The 24,825-nt window shown below is 72.5% G+C and carries 19 protein-coding genes; 10 read left to right on the forward strand and 9 right to left on the reverse strand.

Annotation, left to right across the window (positions count from 1 at the left end):
• Positions 1-23 precede the first annotated feature (23 nt).
• The 4 genes from Sru02f_RS29410 to Sru02f_RS29425 form a co-directional block, all read right to left on the reverse strand.
• The gene (locus Sru02f_RS29410) at positions 24-524 is read right to left on the reverse strand and encodes a hypothetical protein (RefSeq protein WP_109035887.1); all 501 of its coding nucleotides are present in this window, start codon (positions 522-524) and stop codon (positions 24-26) included.
• On the reverse strand, positions 521-841 hold the full coding sequence (locus tag Sru02f_RS29415; RefSeq protein ID WP_109035889.1) for an SseB family protein: 321 nt from the start codon (positions 839-841) through the stop codon (positions 521-523). The genes Sru02f_RS29410 and Sru02f_RS29415 overlap by 4 nt, the downstream gene beginning before the upstream one ends.
• Positions 842-1,175: 334 nt before the next feature.
• Positions 1,176-1,487 (reverse strand): WXG100 family type VII secretion target, encoded by a 312-nt coding sequence (locus tag Sru02f_RS29420; protein WP_109035891.1) that lies wholly within the window; start codon positions 1,485-1,487, stop codon positions 1,176-1,178.
• Positions 1,488-1,523: 36 nt separating this feature from the next.
• Positions 1,524-1,856 (reverse strand): WXG100 family type VII secretion target, encoded by a 333-nt coding sequence (locus tag Sru02f_RS29425; RefSeq protein WP_161270240.1) that lies wholly within the window; start codon positions 1,854-1,856, stop codon positions 1,524-1,526.
• A gap of 346 nt (positions 1,857-2,202) precedes the next feature.
• Between Sru02f_RS29425 and Sru02f_RS29430 the strand changes: the two genes are divergently transcribed.
• Positions 2,203-2,499, forward strand: a complete 297-nt coding sequence (locus tag Sru02f_RS29430; RefSeq protein ID WP_011030415.1) for a DUF397 domain-containing protein — start codon at positions 2,203-2,205, stop codon at positions 2,497-2,499.
• 28 nt (positions 2,500-2,527) lie between these two features.
• Here Sru02f_RS29430 and mycP read toward each other — a convergent pair whose 3' ends face one another.
• The gene (mycP, locus tag Sru02f_RS29435; RefSeq protein ID WP_109035895.1) at positions 2,528-3,769 is read right to left on the reverse strand and encodes a type VII secretion-associated serine protease mycosin; all 1,242 of its coding nucleotides are present in this window, start codon (positions 3,767-3,769) and stop codon (positions 2,528-2,530) included.
• A gap of 71 nt (positions 3,770-3,840) precedes the next feature.
• On the reverse strand, positions 3,841-5,367 hold the full coding sequence (gene eccB / locus Sru02f_RS29440) for a type VII secretion protein EccB (RefSeq protein ID WP_109035897.1): 1,527 nt from the start codon (positions 5,365-5,367) through the stop codon (positions 3,841-3,843).
• A 187-nt stretch (positions 5,368-5,554) separates the two neighbouring features.
• Here eccB and eccE point away from each other — a divergent pair, with 187 nt between their 5' ends.
• The gene (gene eccE, locus Sru02f_RS29445) at positions 5,555-6,820 is read left to right on the forward strand and encodes a type VII secretion protein EccE (RefSeq protein ID WP_373103597.1); all 1,266 of its coding nucleotides are present in this window, start codon (positions 5,555-5,557) and stop codon (positions 6,818-6,820) included.
• The gene (locus Sru02f_RS29450) at positions 6,817-7,617 is read left to right on the forward strand and encodes a hypothetical protein (protein ID WP_109035901.1); all 801 of its coding nucleotides are present in this window, start codon (positions 6,817-6,819) and stop codon (positions 7,615-7,617) included. Before eccE ends, Sru02f_RS29450 begins: the two co-directional genes overlap by 4 nt.
• Before the next feature lie 37 nt (positions 7,618-7,654).
• Here the strand turns inward: Sru02f_RS29450 and Sru02f_RS29455 are convergent, their stop codons facing one another.
• Entirely contained in the window at positions 7,655-9,106 is a 1,452-nt protein-coding gene (locus Sru02f_RS29455; RefSeq protein WP_244941942.1) for an outer membrane protein assembly factor BamB family protein, read from the reverse strand.
• 602 nt (positions 9,107-9,708) lie between these two features.
• Here Sru02f_RS29455 and Sru02f_RS29460 point away from each other — a divergent pair.
• From Sru02f_RS29460 to Sru02f_RS29490, 7 genes are all read left to right on the forward strand, one after another.
• Positions 9,709-10,293: an SCO5717 family growth-regulating ATPase gene (locus Sru02f_RS29460; RefSeq protein ID WP_373103600.1), complete on the forward strand. Its 585-nt coding sequence runs from the start codon at positions 9,709-9,711 to the stop codon at positions 10,291-10,293.
• Positions 10,274-12,943 (forward strand): MinD/ParA family ATP-binding protein, encoded by a 2,670-nt coding sequence (locus Sru02f_RS29465; protein WP_373103602.1) that lies wholly within the window; start codon positions 10,274-10,276, stop codon positions 12,941-12,943. The genes Sru02f_RS29460 and Sru02f_RS29465 overlap by 20 nt, the downstream gene beginning before the upstream one ends.
• 302 nt (positions 12,944-13,245) lie before the next feature.
• A complete protein-coding gene (locus tag Sru02f_RS29470) occupies positions 13,246-15,111 on the forward strand; it encodes an ABC transporter substrate-binding protein (protein WP_109035907.1) in 1,866 nt (621 codons plus the stop codon).
• Positions 15,104-16,150, forward strand: a complete 1,047-nt coding sequence (locus Sru02f_RS29475; protein WP_109035909.1) for an ABC transporter permease — start codon at positions 15,104-15,106, stop codon at positions 16,148-16,150. Before Sru02f_RS29470 ends, Sru02f_RS29475 begins: the two co-directional genes overlap by 8 nt.
• On the forward strand, positions 16,147-17,100 hold the full coding sequence (locus tag Sru02f_RS29480; RefSeq protein ID WP_003973312.1) for an ABC transporter permease: 954 nt from the start codon (positions 16,147-16,149) through the stop codon (positions 17,098-17,100). Before Sru02f_RS29475 ends, Sru02f_RS29480 begins: the two co-directional genes overlap by 4 nt.
• On the forward strand, positions 17,097-18,293 hold the full coding sequence (locus tag Sru02f_RS29485) for an ABC transporter ATP-binding protein (RefSeq protein WP_109035911.1): 1,197 nt from the start codon (positions 17,097-17,099) through the stop codon (positions 18,291-18,293). The genes Sru02f_RS29480 and Sru02f_RS29485 overlap by 4 nt, the downstream gene beginning before the upstream one ends.
• Entirely contained in the window at positions 18,290-19,345 is a 1,056-nt protein-coding gene (locus Sru02f_RS29490) for an ABC transporter ATP-binding protein (protein WP_109035913.1), read from the forward strand. Before Sru02f_RS29485 ends, Sru02f_RS29490 begins: the two co-directional genes overlap by 4 nt.
• A gap of 81 nt (positions 19,346-19,426) precedes the next feature.
• Here Sru02f_RS29490 and Sru02f_RS29495 read toward each other — a convergent pair whose 3' ends face one another.
• Positions 19,427-20,383: a bifunctional riboflavin kinase/FAD synthetase gene (locus Sru02f_RS29495; protein ID WP_109035915.1), complete on the reverse strand. Its 957-nt coding sequence runs from the start codon at positions 20,381-20,383 to the stop codon at positions 19,427-19,429.
• A gap of 143 nt (positions 20,384-20,526) precedes the next feature.
• A complete protein-coding gene (locus Sru02f_RS29500; RefSeq protein ID WP_109035917.1) occupies positions 20,527-24,684 on the reverse strand; it encodes a trypsin-like peptidase domain-containing protein in 4,158 nt (1,385 codons plus the stop codon).
• Positions 24,685-24,825: the final 141 nt, after the last annotated feature.

The following is a 24,825-nucleotide window of genomic DNA, read 5'->3' on the forward strand; positions in this document are numbered from 1 at the left end:
GCCGGGTGCTCCTGCTCCTGCCTCTATTTCTGGGTCTGCTCGGTGCCGTTGTCCTGGCCGTCGCGGTCGACCGGCCCCAGGCGGCCACGGAACTCGGTGCTTTCCTCGGCTATTCCGTGTCCCTCCAGGAATGAAGTGACGGGGTGATCGTCCTCGAACTGCTCCTGCCGTTCGAGCATCATTGCCTTGTACCGGGCTTTGGTCTCGGTGACCAGAAAGTCGTTGATCGTGGCGCCAAGTGCGGAGACGATCACGTCGGCGTCGTCGGCGATGCAGCCCAGGCCGTGGCACCACTTGTCGAGGAAGTCGCCGACCGCCTCGGTGACTTCAGCAGCGCCGGTCTTGTCCTCGGTGGCCTGGAACGGGTCGTCGAACATCTGCTCCGCGCGTTCGCCGGCGATCTTCCGGGCGGCGGCGGTGGACTCTTCGAGGGGGCGCGCGATCGATTGGAGGAACTGGACCTCCCACTTGAACTCGCCTCCGTCCGCGCCCAGCGGAATGAGCCAGCCCTGTGCGTCGCTCACGCCGCACCGCCCCGGGGACGGTACGAGATGTGCAGCACCGGCTCCACGGCGGTGGCGGCCGAGACAAGCCGTACGGCGTGCTCGGCGGCCGGGTCCAGCCATACGTCGAGTCCCGGTGGCAGCAGATCGAGAAGGTCGGCGCCGGTTGTCGAGAACCACGCTTCTCCGCCCGTGAACAGCTCGAACTGTTCCAGCGACGTGAACACGGGGACCAGCCGGGCCGGGGAAGGGGCGGTGGCGGTGGCGGTGACCAGGTCGAGGATGCGGGAGCGCGGCGGTGCGTCGGCGGCCGGGGGATCCAGCGCGGCAACCGTCAAGAAGCCCGGATCCTCCGGTCGTTCTCAGTACACACGGGCATGGATGAACGCGTCGAAGAGCTCCTGTGGAGACGCCCTCCCGTCCATCGCCCGTTGCGCAGTCTTCGCCAGGCCCTCCGTGTCGTCCGGCTGCCGCCGTGGTCTCTCCGGTACAGCCGTGCCGACTTCACTGGTTGTCACCATGCTGGTGCGCCCCCGTTCGCACGCATGCGCCAAAAGATCACACACGCTTACCGTGGAACGCGACAGCGGCTTTGTGAACCGGTGCGTGGTGAAGCGCGCATACGGGAAGCGGCCCGAGCCGCCTTCCCCTCAGTCCGGCAGTGTGGGGGCCTCAGCCCATCAGCATGCGGAAGCGGGCCGCGTTGCCCTTGTCCGTGTCCTGGTAGCCGATGACCGAATCGTCCAGGAGCTGGGCGATGCGGGCCAGCTTCTGGCACATCTGGTCCATCTCCGTGGCGCTGCTGCGCTGGATCTCGCCGTAGGCGCTCTTCGCCTCGCCCTGCCACGTCTCGGCGACGGCCGCGACCTTGCGCATGAGGGTCTCCAGGCCCTCGGAAAGCTCCCTGGTCGTCTTGCGCACGTCGATGGCGGCCTGGGTGACCGTGTCGTAGTTGACGGCTGTGCGGTCGTAATTGACGCTCACTGTCCGGTTCTCCTCGGTTGCGTACGGCGCTGCGGGTCAGGCGAGGTCGGTGATGCGGCTGGTCACCTGGTAGGAATTGTCCACTTTGCGGATCTCCGAGACCCGGTCCTGCTCGTGCTGGGTGAAGCCCTTGACGCTCATGCGCATGACCTCTTCGAGGTCGACGAGGTTGTCCTGCAACTTCTTGAGGTGCTGGTTCACACCGCGCTGAACGGAGTCGAACTCCTTGCCCGCGGCGCCCTGCCAGCCTCCCTGAATCATGTCCACGACGGCGTTGAGCGACGTCACCCGGCTGCTCACATCCGTGTGGAAGGTGCGGATCTTGTCAGCGAGGTCTGTCAGGTCCTGGTCGCTGTAATCGACGCTCATGGTCTCTTGCCCCTCCTCTGAAGCACTGGTGGCTTTCACCACCGTGACGGGTCCGCCCGGACCGATGTCCGGGCTCTCCTGGCGGGCAAGAACCGCTCCGGCTCCCGCGCGACGCGTGGTCGCAACGTCGCACCGCCCCCGTGCCGGCACCACGCATGCACGTGACACCCGCGATTACTCTAGTCACTTGATCCGCAGGTTCCAACGGCGGAGTGTCATCAGGGCAGTTCGGGGGCAGGGTGGCCGGGCGCCAGTGGCGGTCGGCTGCTTCCGCCACCGAGGCCGTGGCAGGGCCAGTAAGGTTGTCGGGGATCGTTGGTAAGCCGCCTGAAAGGACACCTCCGCCATGGCCCAGGTGCCGGACGAGGACGTCAAAGCCCGCAAGGAGCGCGAGCGGGACGAGCTGTACGCACTCGACATCTCGGGTGTGGAGTGGCACAGCGCGCCGGGGACGGAGGAACACGAGGAGCGGGTGGAGATCGCCTACCTGCCCGACGGAGCCGTGGCCATGCGGTCGTCGCTGGACCCGGAGACGGTGCTGCGGTACACCGAGGCGGAGTGGCGGGCTTTCGTCCTGGGTGCGCGGGACGGGGAGTTCGACCTAGAGCCGGCGCCGGGCGACGGGGGCGTCGTCGCCGAGTGACACCGGTGCTCGCGCCGCCGCCCCGCGATCACGGACTCCGGCGGCGCCGCAGGTCTCGCAGGACCACGGCCGTACCCGAGATGAGCACGACGAGGACGCCTCCGACGGACAGGCCGTAGACGGCGTACCGGCGATCGCGTTCCTCGGGGGTCTCGGCCAGGGAGAACGGTGCCACGTCCGGTGCCTCGGCGCTCCTCACGCCCGGGTCGGGGGTCGGAGACGAAGGGGGCGCACCGGAGTCCGCCTCCTGGACCGCGCGGACGGGATCGACCACTCCCCAGCCCACGAAGTCGTCGTGTCCGTTGACCGAGCGCTCGGCCGTCTGCTCGATTCGGGTCACGATCTGGGCCGGGGTCCAGTCGGGGTACTTCTCTTTCAGGAGGGCCGCCACCCCGGCGACGAACGGGGCCGAGAAGCTGGTGCCGCTGTCCGTGCACTGGCCGCCGCCGGGGACCGTGGAGACGATGTCGACGCCGGGTGCGGCCACGCCGACGAAGTCGCCGGGCTGGGAGAACGCGGCACGCTCGTTGTTGCGGTCCGAGGAGGCCACGGCGAGGACACCCTCGAAGGCGGCGGGGTAAGTGTCCTTGGTCTTGCCGTCCAAGCCGTCGTTGCCTGCGGAGGCCACGACGACGACGCCCTGGGCGAGGGCCTCGCGTACCGCTTCGGCCAGCTCGGAGGTGGCGGCCAGGGGCTTGGTGGTGTCCTGGGAGATGTTGACGACGTCGGCGCCCTTGGTGACCGCGTGTCTGATGGCCGCGGCCATCGAGTCCGAGTCGCCGCTGCTGTCCGCGTCGTTCTGGCGGACGGGAATGACGGTGGCGCCCGGCGCCAGCCCCACGAATCCCGTTCCCTCGGCCGGGCGGGCGGCGATGATGCCGGCGACCTTGGTGCCGTGGCCCACTTCGTCGTGGGTCGGGTCGCCACCTTTGCCCTTGGTGAGCAGGTCGAGTCCGGCGGCCTTGTCCACGGCGTCGGTCAACTGGGGGTTGTCGTCGTCCACGCCGGTGTCGATCACCGCGACGCGTACGCCCTTGCCCTTGCGCGTGCCCTGCCACAGCTCGTCGAGCAGGACCCGCTGGAGCGGCCAGGGCCGGGCCTTGAACTGTTGCTCGCTGGGGAACGTGCACGAGCCGCTGCCGGCCAGCCGGAGAGGCGCCCGCGTGTCCACCGCGGAGTGCGCGATCAGCGCGCCCGGCGGGCACGTGCTCAGCGCCGTCAGCAGCGCGGCGGCGGCCAGCGTGGGTGCCTTCGTCGGCGGCTGCTGCACGTCTTCCTCGTCTTTCCTGTCCTCGGCACTGCGGTTCTGGGGTCCTGAAGCCGGTCGTCGAACCGGTGTGGTCAGGAACCCTGCGGCTGTCGGGCGCTGTTGGTGTCCAGCCGCGGCCCCTTGGCCAGGAACTCCGACCACGCCAGCGGCACCTTCGCCGGGCGTACGTTCTCGTAGCCGAGCTTCACCTGTGCCTCGCTGGGCTCCGGGCTGCCGTCCGATGTGCTCTTCCGGCCGTCGGCACCGATGTCCGACCTGTCCGCGTCGCTGTCCCCGTTGGCCTGCACGGCGTACCTCAGGCCGGTGTCGGTGACGAGGAACAGTGAACCCGAGTCCGTGCCGGTGCCCTGGATCTGGGTGTACAGCAGACCTGTGCCCGGAGTGACGTGCGTGCTCGTGCCGTCGGAGGTGATCTCGGCCGGGTACTGCTGTCCGGCCCAGGTGCTGAGGGTGGTGTCGCCCTCCGTGTCCACCTTTCTGAGGACGCTGCACACCGTGTCGCGCCCCGTCCCGGCGGCGGCGGAGTTGACCTGGTGGACGCGTTGACGGGGCCAGTCGTCCGGCTGGCCCTCGAAGGGGTCGGGTTCCGCGGTGAAGTCCTGCAGGCCCACGGTGCGGGCCTCGCCGTTCATGTTCAACGTGGCCGTCTGCGGCGAGGTGATCAGGAGCCAGGCGGTGAACTCGGTGATCGGCTGTACCTTGCCCGGCAGGACGACGTAGTACTTCGTCCCCTCCCCGGTCTCCGTCTTCAGGACCGTGCCCACCTTGTTCTCCTGCGCCGACAGGGCGCCGGACACGCCCGCCGGGGTGCCGATGGCGGGCGGCAGCCGGGGGAAGCGGATCGGATCACCCTTATGGAGCGTCGCGAGCCACTCGTTGGTGACGAGCTGCGGCTTGCGAGAGCCTACGAGTGCGGTGGTGAGCGCATCGGACTCGGTGCCGGTGACAAGGTAGGAGCTGCCCTCGGCGTCGACCAGGTATCGCTCGCCCGTGCGGGTGGCCACGTACAGAGTGTCGCCGCCCTTCAGCCGACCGGCGCCCTCCGTCTTCGCCGCCTCCTGCGAGGCGAGGACGAACGTCGCCTCCTGAACCGTCTCCCCCTTGCCGCCGGGCTGTTCACAGACGGCCCAGCGTTTGGCCCGGCCTGCCTCTTCGGGCGCGGGCAGCCGGTCGGGCGCGTACGGGATGCCCAGGATCGGGCCGCGCGGGATCTCCCCCGAGTCGAGGACGTCGTCGCCCACCTGGACGACCTCGTAGGTGCCGTCCTTCATGAGCAGCCGGGCGGAGGCCAGGTTCAGCACGGGGTGCAGACGGGTGTCGCCGTCCGTCTTGAGAACGACATATCGCGTGGTCGACTGCTTGCCCACGATGACTCGTGCACCGGGTTCGTCCCAGCCGGACGGGGCGGTCGGCCGGAACATGCCCCAGGCTCCGAAGACGGCCAGGGTCAGTGCCCCGGCGACCAGACTCGGCACCACCGTGCGCAACGGTTTGGGGGCGCCCTCCTCCGTTCCCGAAGGTGACGGCTGAAGGAATGCTGCCAGCAGGCGCCGCTTCGCGAACGTGTAGGCGTTGAGCTCGTCCCGCCGTGATGCCATGAATGACCGTCTCTCCCCGTGCCGGTCAGGGACGATCACCTCGTCCACCCCGTACTGACAGACCGACCCCTACTATGCCTGCTGACGGCGCCGCGATGATCGGCGGGTAGGGTGTTCGGGTCTTCAAGAGCCGCGCGCGCCACCCATATTGCAGCTGCCGGCTCGGCAGATTCGGGGGAACTGAATGATGGCTTCCGGGACACGTACGCGAAACCGCGGCCGGACGCGGGCCCCGAGCACCGCACACCTGAGAACACGTCCCGGGCAGGGCACGTCGTCCAGGTTGCAACGGCTGCTGCTGGTGGAACTCGCCCTGGCCGCCCTGCTCGTCGGCTGGATCGTGGGCAGGGTGGCCATGGTGCCGGCTGCCCTGCTCGCCGTCGCGCTGGTACTGATCGCCTTCGCCCGCCGCCGGGGCCGGTCGGTCCCCGACTGGTTGTCCACCGCACGGGGACTGCGGCACCGGCTCAGGCGAGCCGGTGCCCTGGCGATCCCGCCCGGGACGGAGCCGGCTCTGGTGCCGGCCCTCGAGTGCGAGCCCGCGCTGCGCACCTACTCCTGTGGGGCAAACGACCGGCGGCCGGTGGGCATCGTCGGGGACGGCACATTCGTCACGGCCGTCGTCCAGGTCGAGGCGGACGCCACCGCTCTGCGGGCTGAACGGAGCCGGCAGCCGTTGCCGCTGGGAATCGTGCGCGACGCCCTGGCGGTCGACGGAATCCGGCTCGAGTCGGCACAGATCGTGCTCCACACCCAGCCGGCGCCCGCGCTGCACCTGCCGCGGCAGTCGGTGGCGGTCGCCAACTACGCCCCGTTGCAGGAACGGACGGGCACACCAGCCGTACGCCTCACCTGGGTCGCTCTGAAACTGGACCCGGAGTTGTGCCCGGAGGCCGTGGCGGCACGCGGGGGCGGGCTCTTCGGAGCTCAGAAGTGTGTGGCGCGCGCTGCCCACCACCTGGCCAGCAGACTCACCGGGGCCGGCTTCCGCACCACCGTTCTCCGGGAGGAGGAACTGGTCACGGCCCTCGCCACCTCCATGTGTGCCAATCCGCTGGTGACCGCAGAGGCCGGACGCACCGAGCAGCGCCAGCCGCGCACCCGCGAGTCGGCGCGCAGCTGGCGATGCGACAACCGCCGGCACACCACCTACTGGATTCGCCGGTGGCCCCAATTCGGCGGCGATCAGTCCTCCTCGCTGCCGCAGTTCGTGGCCGATGTCACGTCGGTACCGGCGCTGGCGACCACCTTCAGTCTCCGTCTGTCGCAGGACGGACAGGAAGTGTCGGTGCGCGGGCATCTGCGGGTGACCGGCCGCAGTGACGACGAACTGGTGGCCGCTCGGCGGGCGCTGCAGGACGCCGCCCGGCGGTCGGGCACCGGACTGGCCCGGCTCGACCGTGAGCAGTTGCCCGGCGTCCTGGCCACGCTGCCCCTGGGAGGCACGCGATGAGTTCTCTCTCCACCCTGCCGGCCGACGGCGCGGACGGGAGGGCGCGGAGCGAGCCCGGGACGGGTTCTTCGCCGGGCACACGCCGCGACCCCCGGCGCTTTCTGAAGGGTTTCGGGCTGCTGGGCCCGCGGCATGGCGCCCACACGGTCCCGGCCGCGCAGCTGGACGCGCTCGCGCTGCCTCTCGGTGACGACGGTGTCGTCATCGGTGTGGACGCGGAGGGCCGCCCCGCGGTGCTCGGCGTGAACAGACCCACTCCGTACGACGTGGTTCTCATCGCCGGTCTGTGGACCGCTCAGGTGATCGCCCTGCGCGCCGCCGCGACTGGCGCGCGGGTCGCGGTGGAGACGGGGCGGCCCCAGGCGTGGGTGCAGTTGGTCCACGCCATGGGCGGGGGGCAGAACGGCTTGGCGGTGTACGACGTCGGGCGGGTGCCGCCGCAGGGCGCGTCGGCGGGCACGCCGGTGCTGGTGGTGCGGGACTGCGGTATGCGGCCGCCGCGTGGGCGCGTCGCCTCCGGCCCCTGGCAGTCGGTGCTCACGCTGTTGCCGTATCTCAGCCCGGTCGCTCCGCGGCTCATGCGTCAGGCACGTCTGACGGGTGTTCAGCGGGTGTCGCCGGACGAGGCCGCGGAGCTGGGACGCGTCCTGGCGCTCTCCCGGACCGAGACGGAGTCCTTGCCGACGCTCGCCGACGGCATGACCCTCTGGTGTGCGGACCGGGACCGCCAGTACGTGATGACGCAGCCCACGGACGGGGAGACCGGGCTGCTGGGTACGCCGCGCCGGATGGACTGATCACCGGGTGCCGCACCGGTCTCTCCGGGCCGGCCGGTCAGGACTTCTGTGGTGCACCGCTGCCGATGCCGAGTACGAGGTAGCTCCACTGCTTCTTCTTGCCGTCGGCGGGCCCGTTCGCGGACTTGACTCCGAAGAAGAGTCGCCCGTTCTGGACGACGATGTCGTTCTGGTCCGTCATTGTCATCAACTGTGCCTCACTCGGCAGTCCGAAGTAGAGGAACGGCACCTCCTCGTCCGTCCGCGGATCCAGAGCGACGAGTGCGTTCGGCGCGATGTGGTCGTCGCTCAGGCGCAGAGCCAGAAGGCGGTCGCCGCTCATGCGCACCGGTTGGAGCAGGGCACCGGGGCCGGAGTCGAACTTCTTGGTCGTGTCCCCCGTGGCGAGGTCGAAGCCGATGATCCAGTTGTACGTCTGCTTCTCGAGTTGGTCCTTGCTGCGGATGAAGACCTGTTCCTTTCCGACGGCGATGGTCGGGCAGTCGTCGATCATGAGGTATTCGGTGTCCGAGCATTCGGCGACATAGGCGCCGTTGCGGAGACTGATGGTGGCCCGGTTGTGGCCCTGGTCGTCGAGGGAGATGAGGTCGGTGATCCCGGTGTCACCGGCGGACACGGCGACGACCGTGGGGGCGACGGAGGGCACATGGAGGCTGCGGATGCCCTCGGCGGCGGTGTACGTCCACAGGGCGGCGCCCGTGGCGAGGTCCAGCTTCCGCAGCCTGTACGTGACGTCCCGCCAGGATCCGGCGGAACCGGGGTCACCGTTCCAGCAGTACTCCCGGACGATCAGCCCTCGGCCGCCGACGACCCCCATGTCCTGGCAGGGCGCGGTGGTCGCCGTGGACCAACGGGTGGCCCCGTCCTTCATGTCGTAGCCAATGGTGCCGCCGCCCCAGGTGACGGCGACCGTGCCGTGCGCGAGGGCCACCCCGGGGCGGTCCTTCTCGGTGCCCGTGGCGTCGCTCGACTCGCGCCCCAGCTGGGAGACGGAGAATCGGTTCTGCCAGAGCAGGCGGCCGTCGTCGAGGTCGACGAAGGCCACCTGGTTGCAGAGGGCCTCGTCCGCCCAGTCGTTCGCCCGGAAGAGCACAGCGGTGCGATTGTCTCCGGTGACCTCGCGGGTGTAACCGCAGATCGGGCCGTCGAGCGCGAGCCGCCACTTCTCGTCGCCGGGTGCGGCATCGGTGCCGATACTCATGCCGACGAGGGTCTTGTTGATGCCTTTGGCGAGGATGCGGTCCGTGGCCCACATCCCGGGCATCTCCACGTGCTCGCCGGGCTTCATGTCGTCGACCGAGAACCGGAAGGCCATCGTGCCGTTGCTGCTCGCCGGCCGCTCCTCGACCGTGTCGCGGACGTCGAGCGGGCCCCGGCCCACCTCGGGCCGTGTCCTCTCGGACGCCTGCGAGCCCGCACTGTCGCGCCCCCACAGCAACCAACCGCCGGTGCCCAGCGCCCCCGTGAGGACGACCGCGAGGAGCCCCATCAGCAGCTTGCGGGAACGCTTGGGTCCCGGTCCTCCGGCGTCACCGTGCGCAGTCCGAGCCTCGAAGGGTCCCGCCGCGGGTGCGGGGCTTTGGGACATCGACGGGGGCGGGCCGAAGCTCACTCGTGGCCTCTTCCTGGTTCAGGGGAATTCCGACGTTTCCCAGAGAATTCCTGCGGTGGGACGACGGAGATCGTCTCCAACTATGCCAGCCTCGCCGTCACTCGATGGAAGCGGGTGATCACGGATCGGGTCATCATCCGTACGAGAGTGGGCGGATGAAGCGACAGGAGTGGCGGCACGAGCCGGAGACCACCTGACTTGTCCGTGGATGTCCCATGAAAATCCCGCGAACACGCAACGTCCGCGGTGTTCTCGAGCCGACCGTGACGCCATGGGCGGGCCTTCGGGCGAGGGCGGGGGCTGCCGGGGCGAGGCTCGCGATGATTAGGCTGGTGTCGGGCGCGACGGCAGAACCCGTGAGCGGGCGTCGGCGTCTCAGGGGGAGAACCGGTGGATCGGACGACCTCGGACAATTTCGAATGACAAGCAAGGGTCGCCCCAGCACGGCATGAGGGTGCTCGACCACACCAGGAGGAACTGTGAGCAGCGATCGGGACGGGATCCGCGGGGGCTGGGCTACACCCGGCGATGACCAACCCGACGCGGAGTCCTCCGTCGAGACGACCGGTGAGTTCACCATCGACTACGCGCCGCCCGCCTGGTACACGCAGAACGCGTCCGGTGACGGTGGGCAGGGGGAGGGTGAGGGGGCCGATCCGCCCGCCGGTTCGGCCGGTTCTCCCCCGGCTTCCGCTCCGACGGCTCCGCCCGCGCCTCGTGGTCCGGTTCCGCCGTTGCCGGGGCTGACTCCGCCGCCGCACGCGACGCCACATGGAGCTTCCTCCGGGCCGGCTCCCGCCCCGGGCGCGCCCTTCACGCCCCCGCCCCCGGCGCCGGCTCCGGGGCCGCGTTCACGCCGCCTCCGCCGCCTGGGCCGGGTGCGCCGTTCACTCCGCCCGCGCCGCCGAGCGGGGGCTAGCCGGGTTGCCCAAGCTGCCGGTGGGGAGCGGGTTCGAGCCGCAGCCGTCGCCTTCGCCGGCGCAGCAGTCCGTGCCGCCGGAGCCCGAGTCGGAGCCGGAGGTTCGGACGCCGGAGCCCGAGGCCGTGGCCGACCCGGCGCCTGAAGCGGGGCTCGCGTCTCCCACGGCCCTGCCGACGTTCCCGGCCGGCGGGTTCCAGCTCCAGGCTCCCGCTCCGCCGCCGCCCGCCGAGGAGCCCGAGGCAGCGGCCGAGCCTGAACCCGACCCCGAGCCCGACACCGGCGACCTCGACAACGGCGACCTGGAAAGCGGCGCGACCATGCGCTTCTCCTCCGTCGCCCTCAAGCGCCAGCTCGCCGAGCGGGCCGCCGCGGAGGACACCGCCGGGGAAGGCCCGGCGGCCGGTACCGACGAGGTCCGTGACACGCCGGACGAGTCCTTCGTGAGCACGGGCTTCAGTGACGCCGATACCGATACCGATGCCGACGCCGACGCCGACGCCGAAACTGACGTCGACACGGAGTCCGACTTCGCGTCGGTCTCGGACGAGGCTCCCGACGCGGTGTCCGGTGGCGGGTACGGCGACGTGACCGACCCCCGCCTCGGTGGGTCGGCCCCCGACGCCGAGCCGGAGCCGGAGCCCGAGCCGGTCGTCCTGGCGGCCGTCGCCGAGTCCGAGTCCGAGTCCGCCGAGCAGCGCGCCGACGAGCCCGAGGACCGCGTCCCGGCGGAGGACGTGCCCGTGGACGCGGTGCCCGACGACGCCGCGCCGCCTGCCGACAGCGTGCCGCAGGACTCCGTTCCGCAGGACGCGACGCCCCCCGCGCCCGAGGGGATGCCACCGCTGCCTCCGTCGTACCCGCCGGTCGCGCCGGCGGCGGCCCACCAGTGGCCCGCACAGCCCCAGCCGCCGACACAGCCCCAGACCGCGCCCGCGCCTCCCGAGCAGCCGGGCGCAGCGGCGCAGCAGCCTCCCTTCCAGCCGCAGGCTCCGCAGCCGGCGCCCGCCGGGTGGGACGCGCCGCCCGCGCCTCAGCCGGGCTACGGATTCCCGCAGCCCGGTGCGCAGGCCCCGCAGCCCCAGCCTCAGCCCCACTCCCCCGTCCAGCCGCCCGGCGGATACGGCTTCCCGCAGGCGCCGCACGGGCCGTCGCCGCAGCAGCCGTATCCCGGTGTGCCGCAGCAGCAGGCGCCGCAGGCTCAGGGCGGCGGCCAGGCTCCGCCCGCCCAGCCGATGCAGCCTGGTCAGCCCGATCACCCCGGTCAGCCCGGTCAGCCCGGTCAGGCTCCCAACGCACCGCAGGCGGCGCCCCACACGCCCCAGGCGCCCCCTACCCAGCAGCCTGAGTACCAGCCGCAGGCACAGCAGCCACAGCAACACCACCCGCAACCGCAGCCCCAGCCGTACCAGCAGCCCGCCGATCCCCGTCTCGGGGCCGCCTGGCCGCAGCCGATGCAGCACGACCAGCGGCAGGCCACCAATCCGGGGGCGGCGCCGCTCGGTTACACGGCGGCCGTGGAGCTGTCGTCCGACCGGCTGGTGAACAACAAGCGGCAGAAGGCGAAGAGCAGCCGTCCGGCGGCCGGTGGTTCGCGGTTCAAGCTGGGCGGCAAGAAGGAGGAGGCCGAGCGGCAGCGGAAGCTGGACCTGATCCGCACCCCGGTGCTGTCCTGCTACCGCATCGCCGTCATCAGCCTCAAGGGCGGTGTCGGCAAGACGACCACCACCACCGCGCTGGGCTCCACGCTCGCCACGGAGCGGCAGGACAAGATCCTCGCGATCGACGCCAACCCGGACGCCGGTACGCTCGGCCGACGGGTGCGCCGGGAGACCGGGGCCACCATCCGGGACCTCGTCCAGGCGATCCCGTATCTCAACTCGTACATGGACATCAGGCGGTTCACCTCGCAGGCCTCGTCCGGTCTGGAGATCATCGCCAACGACGTCGACCCGGCCGTGTCCACGACCTTCAACGACGAGGACTACCGGCGCGCGATCGACGTGCTCGGTCAGCAGTACCCGATCATCCTCACCGACTCGGGCACCGGTCTCCTCTACAGCGCCATGCGCGGCGTGCTCGACCTCGCCGACCAGCTCATCATCATCTCGACGCCTTCCGTGGACGGTGCGAGCAGCGCCAGTACGACCCTGGACTGGCTGTCGGCGCACGGGTACGCCGACCTCGTCTCGCGGTCCATCACGGTCATCTCCGGGGTCCGTGAGACCGGAAAGATGATCAAGGTCGACGACATCGTGGGGCACTTCCAGACCCGCTGCCGGGGTGTCGTCGTGGTCCCGTTCGACGAGCACCTGTCCGCCGGAGCCGAGGTCGACCTCGACATGATGCGGCCGAAGGTGCGGGAGGCGTACTTTAACCTCGCGGCCATGGTCGCCGAGGACTTCGTCCGCCACCAGCAGTCGCACGGCCTGTGGACGTCCGACGGCAACCCGCCGCCGGTCGCCGCCCCGCCCATGCCGGGACAGCAGATGCCGGCGCAGCCCATGCCGGGCCAGCCCATGCCGGGGCAGCCCATTCCCGGCCAGCAGATGCCGCCGCAGCAGGGCCAGCCGATGCCGCCGCAGCCCGGACAGCCCGTGCCGGGCCAGCCGTACCCGCCGCAGCCCGGGCCCGGACAACAGCAGCCGTACCCCCAGCCCGGCTACAACCAGCCCTACGCCCAGCCCGGTTACGGATATCCGCAACCGGGACAGCCGGGACAACCAGGGCAGCCGCAGCCGCAGCAACAGCCGCAGCAGGGGCAGACGCCCCCTCCGTCCCCGCCCCAGCAGTAGCCCCACCACCTCCGAAGGCCCGCCCCGTCCTCGACGGCGCGGGCCTTCGGGCGTGTGCGAACGGCAACGTCCGCCCCAGCCGCCACGCTCTCACCAGGCAAGCGCCAGTGGTCTGCGCCAATGAGGGTCACGTATGGGTCAACTCCTCGTTTCCGCAGGCCACATGGGGTTTGACATACCGTTGACGCGCGCAGACTGCCGCTGGTAGACACACACTTCATTCCGCGTTCACCACCGTTCAAGCCCGCCCCACGCGAGGACGCCCGGCGTCTGCGCGTGCGATGACGCGAGGTCAGGTAGTCATGAACAGACACGATCAGCACGGCAGCGGACGTACCGCCCACCGGCCGTGGCGAACCCGTCTCCTCGCGGCAGCAGGCGCCGGTGCGCTGCTCCTCGCGTCGGGAGCGGTCGCCCCCTCGGTCGCGGCGAAGGAGGGCGACGGAGGCGACGCCGGCGACAAGGTGCTCACCGTCGCCGTGGCGCAGAGCGTCGACTCGCTCAGTCCCTTCCTGGCGGTACGGCTGCTCAGTACGAGCATCCACCGGCTGACGTACGAGTACCTGACCAACTACGACGCCAAGGACAACCACGTCATACCGGGGCTCGCCACCGAGTGGAAGTCCTCGCCGGACAAGCTGACCTGGACGTACACGATCCGTTCCGACTCCAAGTGGTCGGACGGCGAGCAGGCCACCGCCGAGGACGCGGCGTGGACGTTCAACACGATGATGACCGACCCGGGAGCCGCCACCGCCAACGGCAGCTTCGTCGGCAACTTCGCGAAGGTCACCGCGCCCAGCCCGACCCAGCTGGTGATCCGGCTGAAGAAGCCGCAGGCCACGATGACCGCGCTGGACGTGCCGATCGTGCCCAAGCACGTGTGGGAGAAGGTCGACGACTTCTCGAAGTTCAACAACGACAAGGACTTCCCCGTAGTCGGCAACGGTCCGTTCGTGCTCACCGACTACAAGCCGGACAGCTATGTGCGACTCAAGGCCAACAAGGACTTCTGGCGCGGCGCGCCGAAGTTCGACGAGCTGGTCTTCCGCTACTACAAGGACCAGGACGCCGCGGTCGCCGCCCTGCGCAAGGGCGAGGTGTCGTTCGTCGCCGGGTCCCCGTCGCTGACTCCCGCCCAGGCCGACTCGCTCAAGGGCGAGGAGAACATCCGCGTCAACGACGCCCCCGGGCGCCGCTTCTACGCCCTGGCCACCAATCCTGGCGCACGGGCGAAGGACGGGACCGAGTTCGGTGACGGCGACCCTTCGCTGCTGGACCAGCGGGTGCGCAACGCGCTGTTCATGGCGGTGGACCGCAAGGCGATCGTCGACAAGGTGTTCCAGGGCCACGCGGTCGAGGGCGCGGGCTACATCCCGCCGCGCTTCTCCTCGTACTTCTTCGAGCCGTCGGGCGAGCAGGAGCTGGCCTACGATCCCGCGAAGGCCGCCCAGTTGCTCGACGAGGCGGGCTACCGGACCGACTCCGACGGCAAGCGCCTCGGCAAGGACGGCAAACCGCTGGACTACCGCATCCTGTGCCACGCCACCGACCCGAACGACAAGGCGGTCGGCAAGTACCTCCAGGAGTGGTGGGGCGAGCTGGGCATCTCGGTCACCCTCAACTGCCTGGACAACGTGACCGACCCGTGGCTGGCCGGCAAGTACGACCTCGCCTTCGACGGCTGGTCCGTCAACCCCGACCCGGACTTCGTGCTCTCCATCCACACCTGCGCGGCGCTCCCGGCGACGCCGAAGGACACCGGGGCCACCGACAACTTCATCTGCGACAAGAAGTACGACGACCTGTACGCGCGGCAGTTGGGCGAGTACGACGCCGGAAAGCGGGCGGAGATCGTCAAGCAGATGCAGTCCCGGCTGTACGACACCGGGTACATGAACGTCATGGCGTACCCGAACGCGGTCGAGGCCTACCGCACGGACCAGATCGAGTCGATCACCACGATGCCGTCCGCCGCGGGCAACATCTACGGGCAGGACGGCTACTGGAGCTGGTGGTCGGCGGTGCCCGCGGACTCCGGTGACTCCTCCGGGGGCGGGTCGTCGACGGGGACCGTGATCGGGATCGCTGCGGGCGTCGTCGTCCTCGTGGGTCTCGGGGTGCTGTTCGCCGTCCGCCGGCGGGCGTCGGCCGACGACCGTGAGTAGCGCGACCGGCTCCGCCGTCGAGAAGCGGGCTCCCGCGGCCGCGGCGCCGCGGGAGCGGGCCCGCAGCGCGTACCCGCGGTACGTGGCGGGGAAGCTGGCGGGCGCGGCCGTCTCGCTGTTCGCCGTGCTCGTCACGAGCTTCTTCCTCTTCCGGCTGATCCCCGGCGATCCGGTGAAGTTCATGACCGGTGGCCGTCCGGTCTCGGCCGAACAGCTCGCCGTGTACAAGGAGGAGTTCGGGCTCGACCTGCCGCTGTGGGAGCAGTTCACGGACTACTGCGGCAAGGCGCTGAGCGGGGACCTGGGCACGTCGTACCAGTTCCACGCGCCCGTCGTCGACAAGATCACCGAGGCACTGCCGAACACCCTGCTGCTCACCGGTACGGCCTTCGTGCTCTACACCGCGCTGGGCGCCTTCCTCGGCACCCGCTCGGCGTGGCGGCACGGCGGGCTCGGCGACCGGCTCAACACCGGGCTGGCGCTGACGCTCTACTCCATCCCGTCCTTCTGGCTGGGCCTGCTGCTCATCATCGTGCTGTCGGTGGGGGTGGACCCGATCCCCGGGCTGTTCCCGACCGGGGGCATGGAGTCGGGCCGCGAGGAGGGCCTCGCGCACGTGCTCGACGTCGCGCACCATCTCGTACTGCCGGTGGTGACGCTGGTCGCGGTGGAGTACGGGCAGACGCTGCTCGTCACCCGGTCGGCGCTGCTGGACGAGATGGGCAGCGACTATCTGACGACCGCGCGGGCCAAGGGGCTCCGGGACGATCTCGTACGGCGCCGGCACGCCGTGCCGAACGCGCTGCTGCCGACGGTGACGCTGGTCTTCGTCAACCTGGGGCGGACCGTGGCGGGGGTCATCCTCGTCGAGACGGTCTTCTCCTGGCCGGGTCTCGGCGGGCTGTTCTACCAGGCGCTCAGTGTGCCCGATCTGCCGCTGGTGCAGGGCCTGTTCTTCGTCTTCGCCGCCGCGGTGATCCTGATGAACACCCTGGCCGACCTGCTCTATCCGATGCTCGATCCGAGGGTGGGCCGATGAGCGCCGAGACCACCGAGACCACGGAATCCACGTCAGGGCCGCCGGCGAAGTCCGGCGCGCCGGGTCCGCGGGCGCTCGCCCGACGGCGGCGCCGTGCCTCGGTCGCACGCTTCTGGAAGGAGTACCGCAAGCACCGTGCGGGGGTCTTCGGGCTGGCCACGCTGGTGCTGTTCGTGCTCGTGGCACTGACCGCGCCGCTGACCGTCGGGTCGGACGTGGACAGCGTGACCGACGCGCCCGGGCAGCCGCTGGAGAGCCCGAGCGGCCGGTTCCCGCTGGGCACCGACCAGTTCGGGCGGAGCCTGCTGGGCCTGCTGATCTGGGGCTCGCGCGTGTCGCTTCTGGTCGGGCTGCTCGCGGCGGTGCTGTCGGTGCTGATCGGCGCGCTCATCGGGATCACGGCCGGCCACTTCCGCGGCTGGTACGCCACGGTGATGATGCGGATCACGGACTGGTTCCTGGTGATGCCGACGCTGGTGCTGGCGATCGTGCTGGCGACGGTGCTGTCCCGGTCGCTGGGCACGATCGTGCTCGCGATCGGCGTGACCACCTGGCCCACGACGGCACGCCTGGTGCGGGCGCAGACGCTGGCGGTGGAGTCGCGGCCGTACATCGAGCGGGCGAAGGCGCTCGGCGGCGGGCACTGGCACATCATGTCCCGGCACGTGCTGCCCAACGTGATGCCGCTGATCCTGGCGCAGACGACGCTGATCATCTCCTCCGCGATCCTGGCCGAGGCGACCCTGGCCTTCCTCGGGCTCGGGGACCCGGCGGTCGTGTCCTGGGGCGGGCTGTTGCAGGACGCGCGGGAGGCGGGGTCGGTGAGTTCCGGCGACTGGTGGTACCTGGTGCCGCCGGGCATCGGGATCGCGGTGGTGGCGCTGGCGTTCACGCTGTGCGGGCGTGCGGTGGAGGCCGTTCTCAATCCCAGGCTGGGGGTGTCCCGTTGAGTCTGCTCGAGGTGCGGGACCTGAAGGTGACGTATCCCGGCGGTGCGGCCGCCGTGCGCGGGGTCGACCTGACCCTGGCGGCGGGCGAGAAGCTCGGCATCGCGGGCGAGTCCGGCTGCGGCAAGTCCACGCTGGCCCTGGCGCTGCTGCGGCTGCTGCCGCCGGGTGCGCGGGTCGGCGGGGAGATCCTGCTGGACGGCGAGGACGTGCTCACGATGAAGTGGGGACGGGTGCGGGCGGTCCGCTGGGCGGGGGCGTCGATCGTCTTCCAGGGCGCGATGCACTCCCTGAACGCCGTGCACCGCGTCGGCGACCAGATCGCCGAGCCGATCCTGCTGCACCGCAGGGCCACGCCGGCGGGGGCGCGCAGGCGGGCCGGTGAGCTGCTGGAGCAGGTCGGTCTTCCGGCGGCGCGGGCGAGTGCCTACCCGCACGAGCTGTCCGGCGGCCAGCGGCAACGGGTGATGATCGCGATGGCGCTGGCCTGCGACCCGCGGCTGATCGTCGCCGACGAACCGACCACGGCGCTCGACGTGATGATCCAGGCGCAGATCCTGCGGCTGATCGAAGGGCTGGTGGGCGAGCAGGACGTCGGCCTGATCATGATCAGCCACGACCTCGCCGTACTGGCCGACACCTGCGACCGGCTCGCGGTGATGTACGCGGGCCGGGTGGTCGAGGAGGGCCCGGCCCGGCAGGTCTACGACGACGCCCGGCATCCCTACGGCCGGGCGCTGTCGGAGGCGTTCCCCACGATCGGGGACCCGGCCTCGAGGTTCGCGCCCCGCGGCCTGCCGGGCGACCCGCCCGACCCTGCGGCGGTGCCGTCCGGGTGCGCGTTCCATCCGCGCTGCCCGGTGGCGCTGGACCTCTGCGCCACCCGGGACCAGCCACTGCGGGACGCGGGCACGCGACGCCGGGCGGCATGCGTCCACGTGGGTCCGGACGCCACGGTGCCGCCGGACGGCGCCGGGGCGACTGCCGGGAGCGGGACGCCCGAGGGGGACACCGCACCTGTCGGTGACGGGGCCGCCGAGGGCGGGAAGCGGACAGAGGGCGGAAGGCCGAAGCCCGCCGGGGGTGCGGCCGACGGCGGCGACGAGGTGGCCGACGGCCGCTCGGGTGGTGGTGGACGCGGTGCGGGCGGGGTCGCGTCGGCTGAGGACGACGGAGTGAGGAGCAGTGCCCCATGAGCAGCACCGTGCCCGACGGCGCACCCGGCGCCGTACCCGGCGTCGCCCCCGACTCCGCACCCCCGTTGCTGAGCGTCCGGGGGCTGCACGTCACCTTCCCCGGCCGGCGCGGGGCCGCCGCCGCGCGAGCCGTGGACGGCGTCGACCTCGACATCCGGCGCGGTGAGATCGTCGCGCTGGTCGGCGAGTCGGGCTGCGGCAAGACGACCCTCGCCCGTTCGCTGCTCGGCCTGGTCAGGCCCACCGGGGGACGTGTCACCTTCGACGGTGCCCCTCTCGGGTACTCCGCCCGGGCGCTCAAGGCGTACCGCAGGCGGGCGCAGCTGGTCCTCCAGGATCCGAGCGGCTCGCTGAACCCGCGGCACACGGTGTACGACATCGTCGCCGAGGGCCTGCGCATCCACGGCCACACCGGGGACGAGCGGACGGCGGTCGCCGAGGCGCTGTCGCGGGCCGGGCTGCGGCCGCCGGAGCGGTTCTTCCTGCGCTACCCGCACGAACTGTCCGGCGGTCAGCGCCAACGGGTCGTCATCGCGGGCGCGCTGGTCCTGCAACCGGAACTCCTCGTCGCCGACGAGCCGGTGGCCTCCCTCGACGCGTCGGTGCGCGGCGAGATCCTCGCGCTGCTGCTGCGGCTGCGCACCGAGCTGGGCCTGTCCGCGCTGGTGGTGACCCACGACCTCGGTCTGGCCTGGAACATCGCCGACCGGGTCGCGGTGATGTACCTCGGCCGGATCGTCGAGACGGGCGCGGTGGAGCAGGTGCTGACGGCCCCGCGGCACCCTTACACCCAGGCCCTGCTGTCCGTGCTCCCGGAGGCGCCCGGAGCCCCGGTCGTGCTCACCGGCGAGCCGCCGGACCCGGCGTACATCCCCGGCGGCTGCCGCTTCCACGTCCGCTGCCCGGTGCTGGCGAGCGGCGAGGCCGGGCGGGCCGGGGTCGCGGACGCCTGCCGGAACGGGGAGCTGGAGATCCTGCGCGGCGGCGACGAGTCGCAGGTCGCCTGCCACTGGGCCCGGGCGGAGCGGCCCGCCGCCGAACGGGCGGGCTGACGCCGACGGGCACGTCGGCGGCGGCTGACGGGCCGACACCGGGCCGACGCCGACGCCGACGCCGACGAGGGGAGGACGTCCTCAGGTCCTGGGGGCGTCCGCCGCGGTGATCTCCCGGCACCTGTCCACGTCCACGGCCATCTGCTCGAGGAGCGCGTCCAGCGTCTCGAACTTCGCCTGCCCGCGTACGAAGGCCACGAAGTCCACGGCGACGTGCAGGCCGTACAGCTCGAGGTCCACGCGGTCGATGGCGTACGCCTCGACCGTGCGCTCGGTGCCCTCGAACTGCGGGTTGGTGCCGACGGAGATCGCGGCCGGCATCGCCTCGCCCTGGGCGTGCAGCCAGCCGGCGTAGACGCCGTCGGCCGGGATCGCGGTGTGCGGGAGGGTCTCGACGTTGGCCGTGGGGAATCCCATCTCGCGGCCGCGCTGGGCGCCCCGCACGACGACGCCCTCGACGCGGTGCGGGCGGCCCAGGATCTCCGCGGCGCCCGCCACGTCGCCCTCGGCCACCAGGCGCCGGGTCAGGGTGGAGGAGAACGGCTCGCCGCCGCCCGCGTCGCCGGTGACGTACAGGTCGACGACCTCGACCTCGAAGTCGTAGACCTTGCCCTGCTCGATGAGGAAGTCCACGTTCCCGGCGGCCTTGTGGCCGAAGCGGAAGTTGGGGCCCTCGACGACCGCCTTGGCGCGCAGCCGGTCGACCAGGACCTTGACCACGAAGTCGGCGGCGGAGAGCTTCGAGAACTCCTTGGTGAAGGGGAGGATCAGCACGGCGTCCACACCCAGGTCCGCCATCAGTTCGGCCCTGCGGTGGTGCGGGGCGAGCAGCGGCGGGTGGCTGCCGGGGCGGACGACCTCGCTGGGGTGCGGGTCGAAGGTGACGACGACGGCGGGGACGCCCAGCTCGCGGGCGCGGTCCACGGCGTGCCTGATGATCAGCTGGTGTCCGCGGTGGACACCGTCGTAGGAGCCGATGGTGACGACGCTGCGTCCCCAGTCCTCGGGGATGTCCTCCAAGCCACGCCAGCGCTGCACTGTGTCCGCTCCTCGGTGCTTCCGTGGTTTCCATGGTTCCGTGGTGACCCTTACGCAGGTCTAAGGGTGCCATGCCGTCCGGCTCCGGTCGGCATCGGCATCGGTGCTGTGACCCGGTGCACCCCACGCCGCGCGGGGGCGGGTCAGGCGGGGACGCGGACGCCCGCCAGGTGCTCGATCGTGCGGCGGGTGCTGGGGCCCACCAGCGCGGCCCAGTCCTCGGGCGCGTCGGTGAGCCAGCCGGTCAGCCGGGCGGCGAACCCCGGGATGTGCCGGGCCAGGTCGACGAGGCCCCGGTCGTAGCGGGTGGCGCCCTCGGGGGTGCGGACGAGGAGCAGTCCGGTGCGGTGCACGAGGGCCCGCAGCTCCTCCCCGTCGCACCGGGCGGCGGCGTGCAGCAGGGCGTCCAGGACGGCGGGTTCGTGCTCGTGGGCGTACAGGTGCTCCCGCAGCGCGCGGCGGAGCGGGGCGCCGGCCGTCGCCCCGTCGGCGGCGAGGACTCCGGCGAGTGCGGCCCGTGCCGGCTCGGGACCGTCGTCCAGGAGACGGGTGACCAGGGGGAGGAGTACGGCGCGGGGTGCCGGGTCCCGGTCGAGGCGCCGGTCGACGTAGGCGGCCAGGTGTCCGGCGGTCTCGGGGCGCTCGGTCACGGTCCGGCCGACGAGGGCGGCGACCCGGTGGGTGAGCTGGGGTGTGGTGGCGTCGGCGAGTCTGCGCAGCGCCTCACCGGCGTCCGGGCCGAGCAGTCGGGCCCGGAAGGCCTCGAGGACGGGCTCGGGGTGGGTCGCCAGCGCGGCGGCCACCGCGCTCGGCGGTAGGTACGGATCGCAGGCGGCGAAGAGGTCGAGGGCGGCGGGGAGGTGGCGGTCGCGGCAGTCCGGGTCCTGGACGAGCAGGGCGAGCGCGCCGCCGCGCAGCGGGCTGTCGGAAGGTCCGGCGAGCAGCACCAGAGCGGCGTGGCGGAGCAGGGTGCGGTCGGCGCCGGGGCGTGCGTGCGGGGCGGTGCGCAGGCCGTGGGTGACCGCCGCGCGCTGCCGCGCGGGACGTTCGTCGCGCGCCCACCGCTCCACCGCGCGGCAGAGCGCGGACGGCTCCTCCTCGGCCAGGACGGCGAGCAGTTCGTCGGCGCGGCGGTGGGCGCTGTCGACGAGCACCTCGGTCAGTCCGTCCAGGCCGCGGTGGCGGTGGGTGTGCAGCAGCGCCTGCGCGGCCGTCGCCACGGTGGCGTGCGGGGTCGCGGGCAGCGGCCGCTCGTCGTCGAACCAGCGGACGAGGAGCGGCTGTACGGTCGCGGGGTCGGCGACGAGCAGCCCGGCCGCGGTGTCCAGGTGGCGGGGGCCGGGCTCGTGCGGCGGGCCGTCCGCGAGGACGAGGCGGCGCAGCAGGTCCAGGCGGGTGGCCTCGGGCACGCGCGGCGCCGTCCAGAATCCGGGCCCGAAGACCTGGGGCGTCGGCTGCCCGTCCTCGGCCCGATCCGCGATGCCGTCGGCGAGGAGCCGCAGCACGTCGGTGTACGGCGTCGCGTCGGGCACGCGGGTCAGCGCCTCGGCGAGCAGCCTGGCCGCCCACCAGGAGTGCGGGTCGAGGTCCAGGGCGTGCACCAGCTCTTCCAGGGTCAGGGCGAGCTGGGGGACGCCGTGCTGGCGGGCCAGGAGCAGCAGCGCCTCGGCGACGGAGCCGATGCGGTGGTGCGGGACGGGGAGGGTGTGGGTGCCGAGCGGGGTGTCGCGCCGGTGGACGAGGGCGCGCAGGGCCCCGTCCAGGTCCAGGTGGGTGCCCTGGATCCAGTCGGCGAGTTCCTCGTGCGCGAAGCGGTAGCCGCTGCCCGCGGGTACGAAGAGGCCTTCGGCGAGCACGGCCGGTGCCCATCCGGTGCCGCCGCCCAGCCTGGCCGGGGCCGGTCCGCACGGGAACAGCGTCTCGAAGGACTCCCGGTCCAGTCCGCCCTGCCCGGGTCCGAGACTGCGCCGGGCGGCCTCGTGGACCTGCCCGGAGACCTTCGCGGCGAGTCGGCGTACGGCGGTGCCGTGCAGGCCGTTCTCGTCGGCCAGGCGGGCGGCGACGCGCAGGCACATCAGGTCCAGGTACGCCGTGAAGACCTCGTCCCTGGTGACGGGCACGGGGGCCGGGGGGCCGGGGAGGGCGGCCCGGACCTCCGAGAGCAGGCGGATCGTGAGGGGGTGCCCGGCGTCCGGTTCGGCCAGGGCGCCGTCCGGCACGCCGTGGCGGGCGCGCGCCTCGCGGGCCTCGTCTGCGCGCAGGTCGCCGAGGCGGACGCAGGGTGGAAGCCCGTCCCGCCCGCGCCCCCGGGCGCCGCCCGCGGTCACCCGCTGGGCGGACGCGGACCCGCCTTCAACGGCGTCCGTCCCGCCCGACGCCCCTGCGGCCGTCCCGGGCGCCGGCCGCGACCCGACGGCGCCACCGGGACGACGCGGCCACGCCGCCGCGCCGAAGACCACACCACCCGCACCGGACACCGGCACACCGCCGGCAGGCCCCGCCCCCGGCTCCCACAGGCCGATCCCTGGCGACGGAACGCCTCCGGCCGCCTCCGGTCCCGACCCCGGCCCCGACCCCCGCAGGCCGGTCCCGGGCGAGGACACGCCACCAGCCACCTCCGGCCCCGGCACGGCAACCTCTGCCCCGGGCGGCAGCATGCCACCCGGACCGGGCCAAGACCCCGAAGCCGTGAACACCGTGGGCAACGGCGCCTCCCCCGCCGCGCCGGACACCCCGCCCCTCGCACCGAGCATCGGCGCACCCCCGGCAGCCCCCGACCCCGGCCCACGCAGGCCGGTCCCGGGCGAGGGCACGCCACCACCGGCCACTTCCACCGCATCGCCCAGACCGGGCCGAGGCTCCGGAGCGTCGGGCGCCAGGGGTGACTGGGTCTCCGTCGCCCACGTGGGTCGTCGCGCCGCGCCCGCACCAGTCGGGCCGGGCGACGGTGCCCCGGGGGCCGGGTCGTACAGCAGTTCCCTCGGGAACTCCGCCCCCGCGTGCTCCCAGTACTCCGCGCGGCAGGCCACCACGAGCCGTGTGCCCGTCTCCCGGAGCCAGGCGGCCGTGCGCTCGGTCCACTCGGGGAGGCGGTGGGCCAGGAGGGGCGGCATCTCCTCCGGGCCGTCCAGGGCGACCAGGAGGGGCCGTCCGGCGGTGCGGGCCAGGTGGGCGAGGCGTTCGGGGGTGACGTCGCCGAGGCCGACGGGGCCCGGGCGGTCCGGGTCCGGGGCGGCGACGATACGGGCGGCCCGGCCCAGCGTCCGGCGTGCCGCGTCCGCCAGCGACATGTCGTCGTCGTGCAGATCGGCACCGCGCAGCCACAGCGTGGGGGCCGCCGCCGGTCCCCCGGAACGGCGGGCGGCGAGGGCCGCCAGCTCGGTCGTACGGCCGCTGCCCGGCGCGCCGACCAGGCCCAGGACGGTGGCGCCGCTCGCGTCGAAGGCGGCGAACTGGCGCGTCACCTCCGCCCGTTCGACCGGCTCCCGGGCATCCGGTCCGCCGTCCGGCACGGCTTCCGTGACCGACGTCGCCGTGAGGGCGAGCGCGCCGGCCAGGTTGAGGTCGGCGCCGTAGGCCGGGACCGTCGCCGCGTTCTCGGCGAGGAGGTCGGCGAGCGGGCCCGCGGCCGCGCGGCGCAGCGGCACGGCGAAGCCGACGTCGCTGTGGCCGGAGCTGAGGGCGGTGCCGAGGACGCCGAGGACGGCGCCGGTGGCCACGTCGAGCACGGGCCCGCCGGCCGCTCCCCCGCCCAGCCGGAGCGCGTCCCGCCCGCAGGTGCCGACGGCCAGCTCGAGGGCGTCGCCGAGGAGGTGGAAGCGGTCGGTGGCGGTGTAGGTGACGTCGGTGGCGCCCAGCACCCGGGCCTCGCGCCAGCCCCCGGCGGCGATGCGCACGTAGGTCCCGGCCTCGACGCGGTCCCGCGTGCTCAGGGGCAGCGGGGCGGCGCCGAGGCCCTCGGTGCGCACGAGGGCCAGGCCGAGGGCGGGCAGCGGGACGACGTCGGCGGCGGCCACGACGCGGCGGCGGCCCCCGGCGGTGCTCAGGACCAGCCGGGTCAGGCCGTCGACCGCTTCGTGGCTGGTGAGCACCGTGCCGTGGTGGTCGGCGAGGAATCCCGTACCGCGCGGGCGGCCGGCGAGGTCGTGGAGGCGGATGAGGGGGGCGTCGGGTGCGCCCTGCTCCGCCGGGTCGGCCGCCCGGACGGCCGGGGGCCCGCCTCGCGCCTCCCGGGAGCCGTCCCCGGGCCGCTCCCCCGCCCTGCCGCCCGTCGCCTCCCGGGACCGGTTCCGCGACGCCATCGTCGAACCTCCCCGCCGTACACCCGTGCTGTGTGTTCGACGGTAGGCGCGTGATGATCAGCGGGACAGGGCCCCTGGCGAACGCGCCCCCTTCCACTCCCCCGGTTCACTCCGAGCGCCTGCCCGGACGGGTGAACAGAA

The sequence above is a fragment of the Streptomyces rubrogriseus genome, assembly GCF_027947575.1.
Taxonomy (GTDB): Bacteria; Actinomycetota; Actinomycetes; order Streptomycetales; family Streptomycetaceae; genus Streptomyces; species Streptomyces rubrogriseus.

Excerpts from the sequence above, each read along its gene's own strand:
- Sru02f_RS29425 (WP_161270240.1), bottom strand. The coding sequence starts at position 1,856 with ATGAGCGTCGATTACAGCGACCAGGACCTGACAGACCTCGCTGACAAG.
- Sru02f_RS29430 (WP_011030415.1), top strand. The coding sequence starts at position 2,203 with ATGGCCCAGGTGCCGGACGAGGACGTCAAAGCCCGCAAGGAGCGCGAG.
- eccB (WP_109035897.1), bottom strand. The coding sequence starts at position 5,367 with ATGGCATCACGGCGGGACGAGCTCAACGCCTACACGTTCGCGAAGCGG.
- eccE (WP_373103597.1), top strand. The coding sequence starts at position 5,555 with ATGGCTTCCGGGACACGTACGCGAAACCGCGGCCGGACGCGGGCCCCG.
- Sru02f_RS29450 (WP_109035901.1), top strand. The coding sequence starts at position 6,817 with ATGAGTTCTCTCTCCACCCTGCCGGCCGACGGCGCGGACGGGAGGGCG.
- Sru02f_RS29455 (WP_244941942.1), bottom strand. The coding sequence starts at position 9,106 with ATGGGGCTCCTCGCGGTCGTCCTCACGGGGGCGCTGGGCACCGGCGGT.
- Sru02f_RS29470 (WP_109035907.1), top strand. The coding sequence starts at position 13,246 with ATGAACAGACACGATCAGCACGGCAGCGGACGTACCGCCCACCGGCCG.
- Sru02f_RS29480 (WP_003973312.1), top strand. The coding sequence starts at position 16,147 with ATGAGCGCCGAGACCACCGAGACCACGGAATCCACGTCAGGGCCGCCG.
- Sru02f_RS29490 (WP_109035913.1), top strand. The coding sequence starts at position 18,290 with ATGAGCAGCACCGTGCCCGACGGCGCACCCGGCGCCGTACCCGGCGTC.
- Sru02f_RS29500 (WP_109035917.1), bottom strand. The coding sequence starts at position 24,684 with ATGGCGTCGCGGAACCGGTCCCGGGAGGCGACGGGCGGCAGGGCGGGG.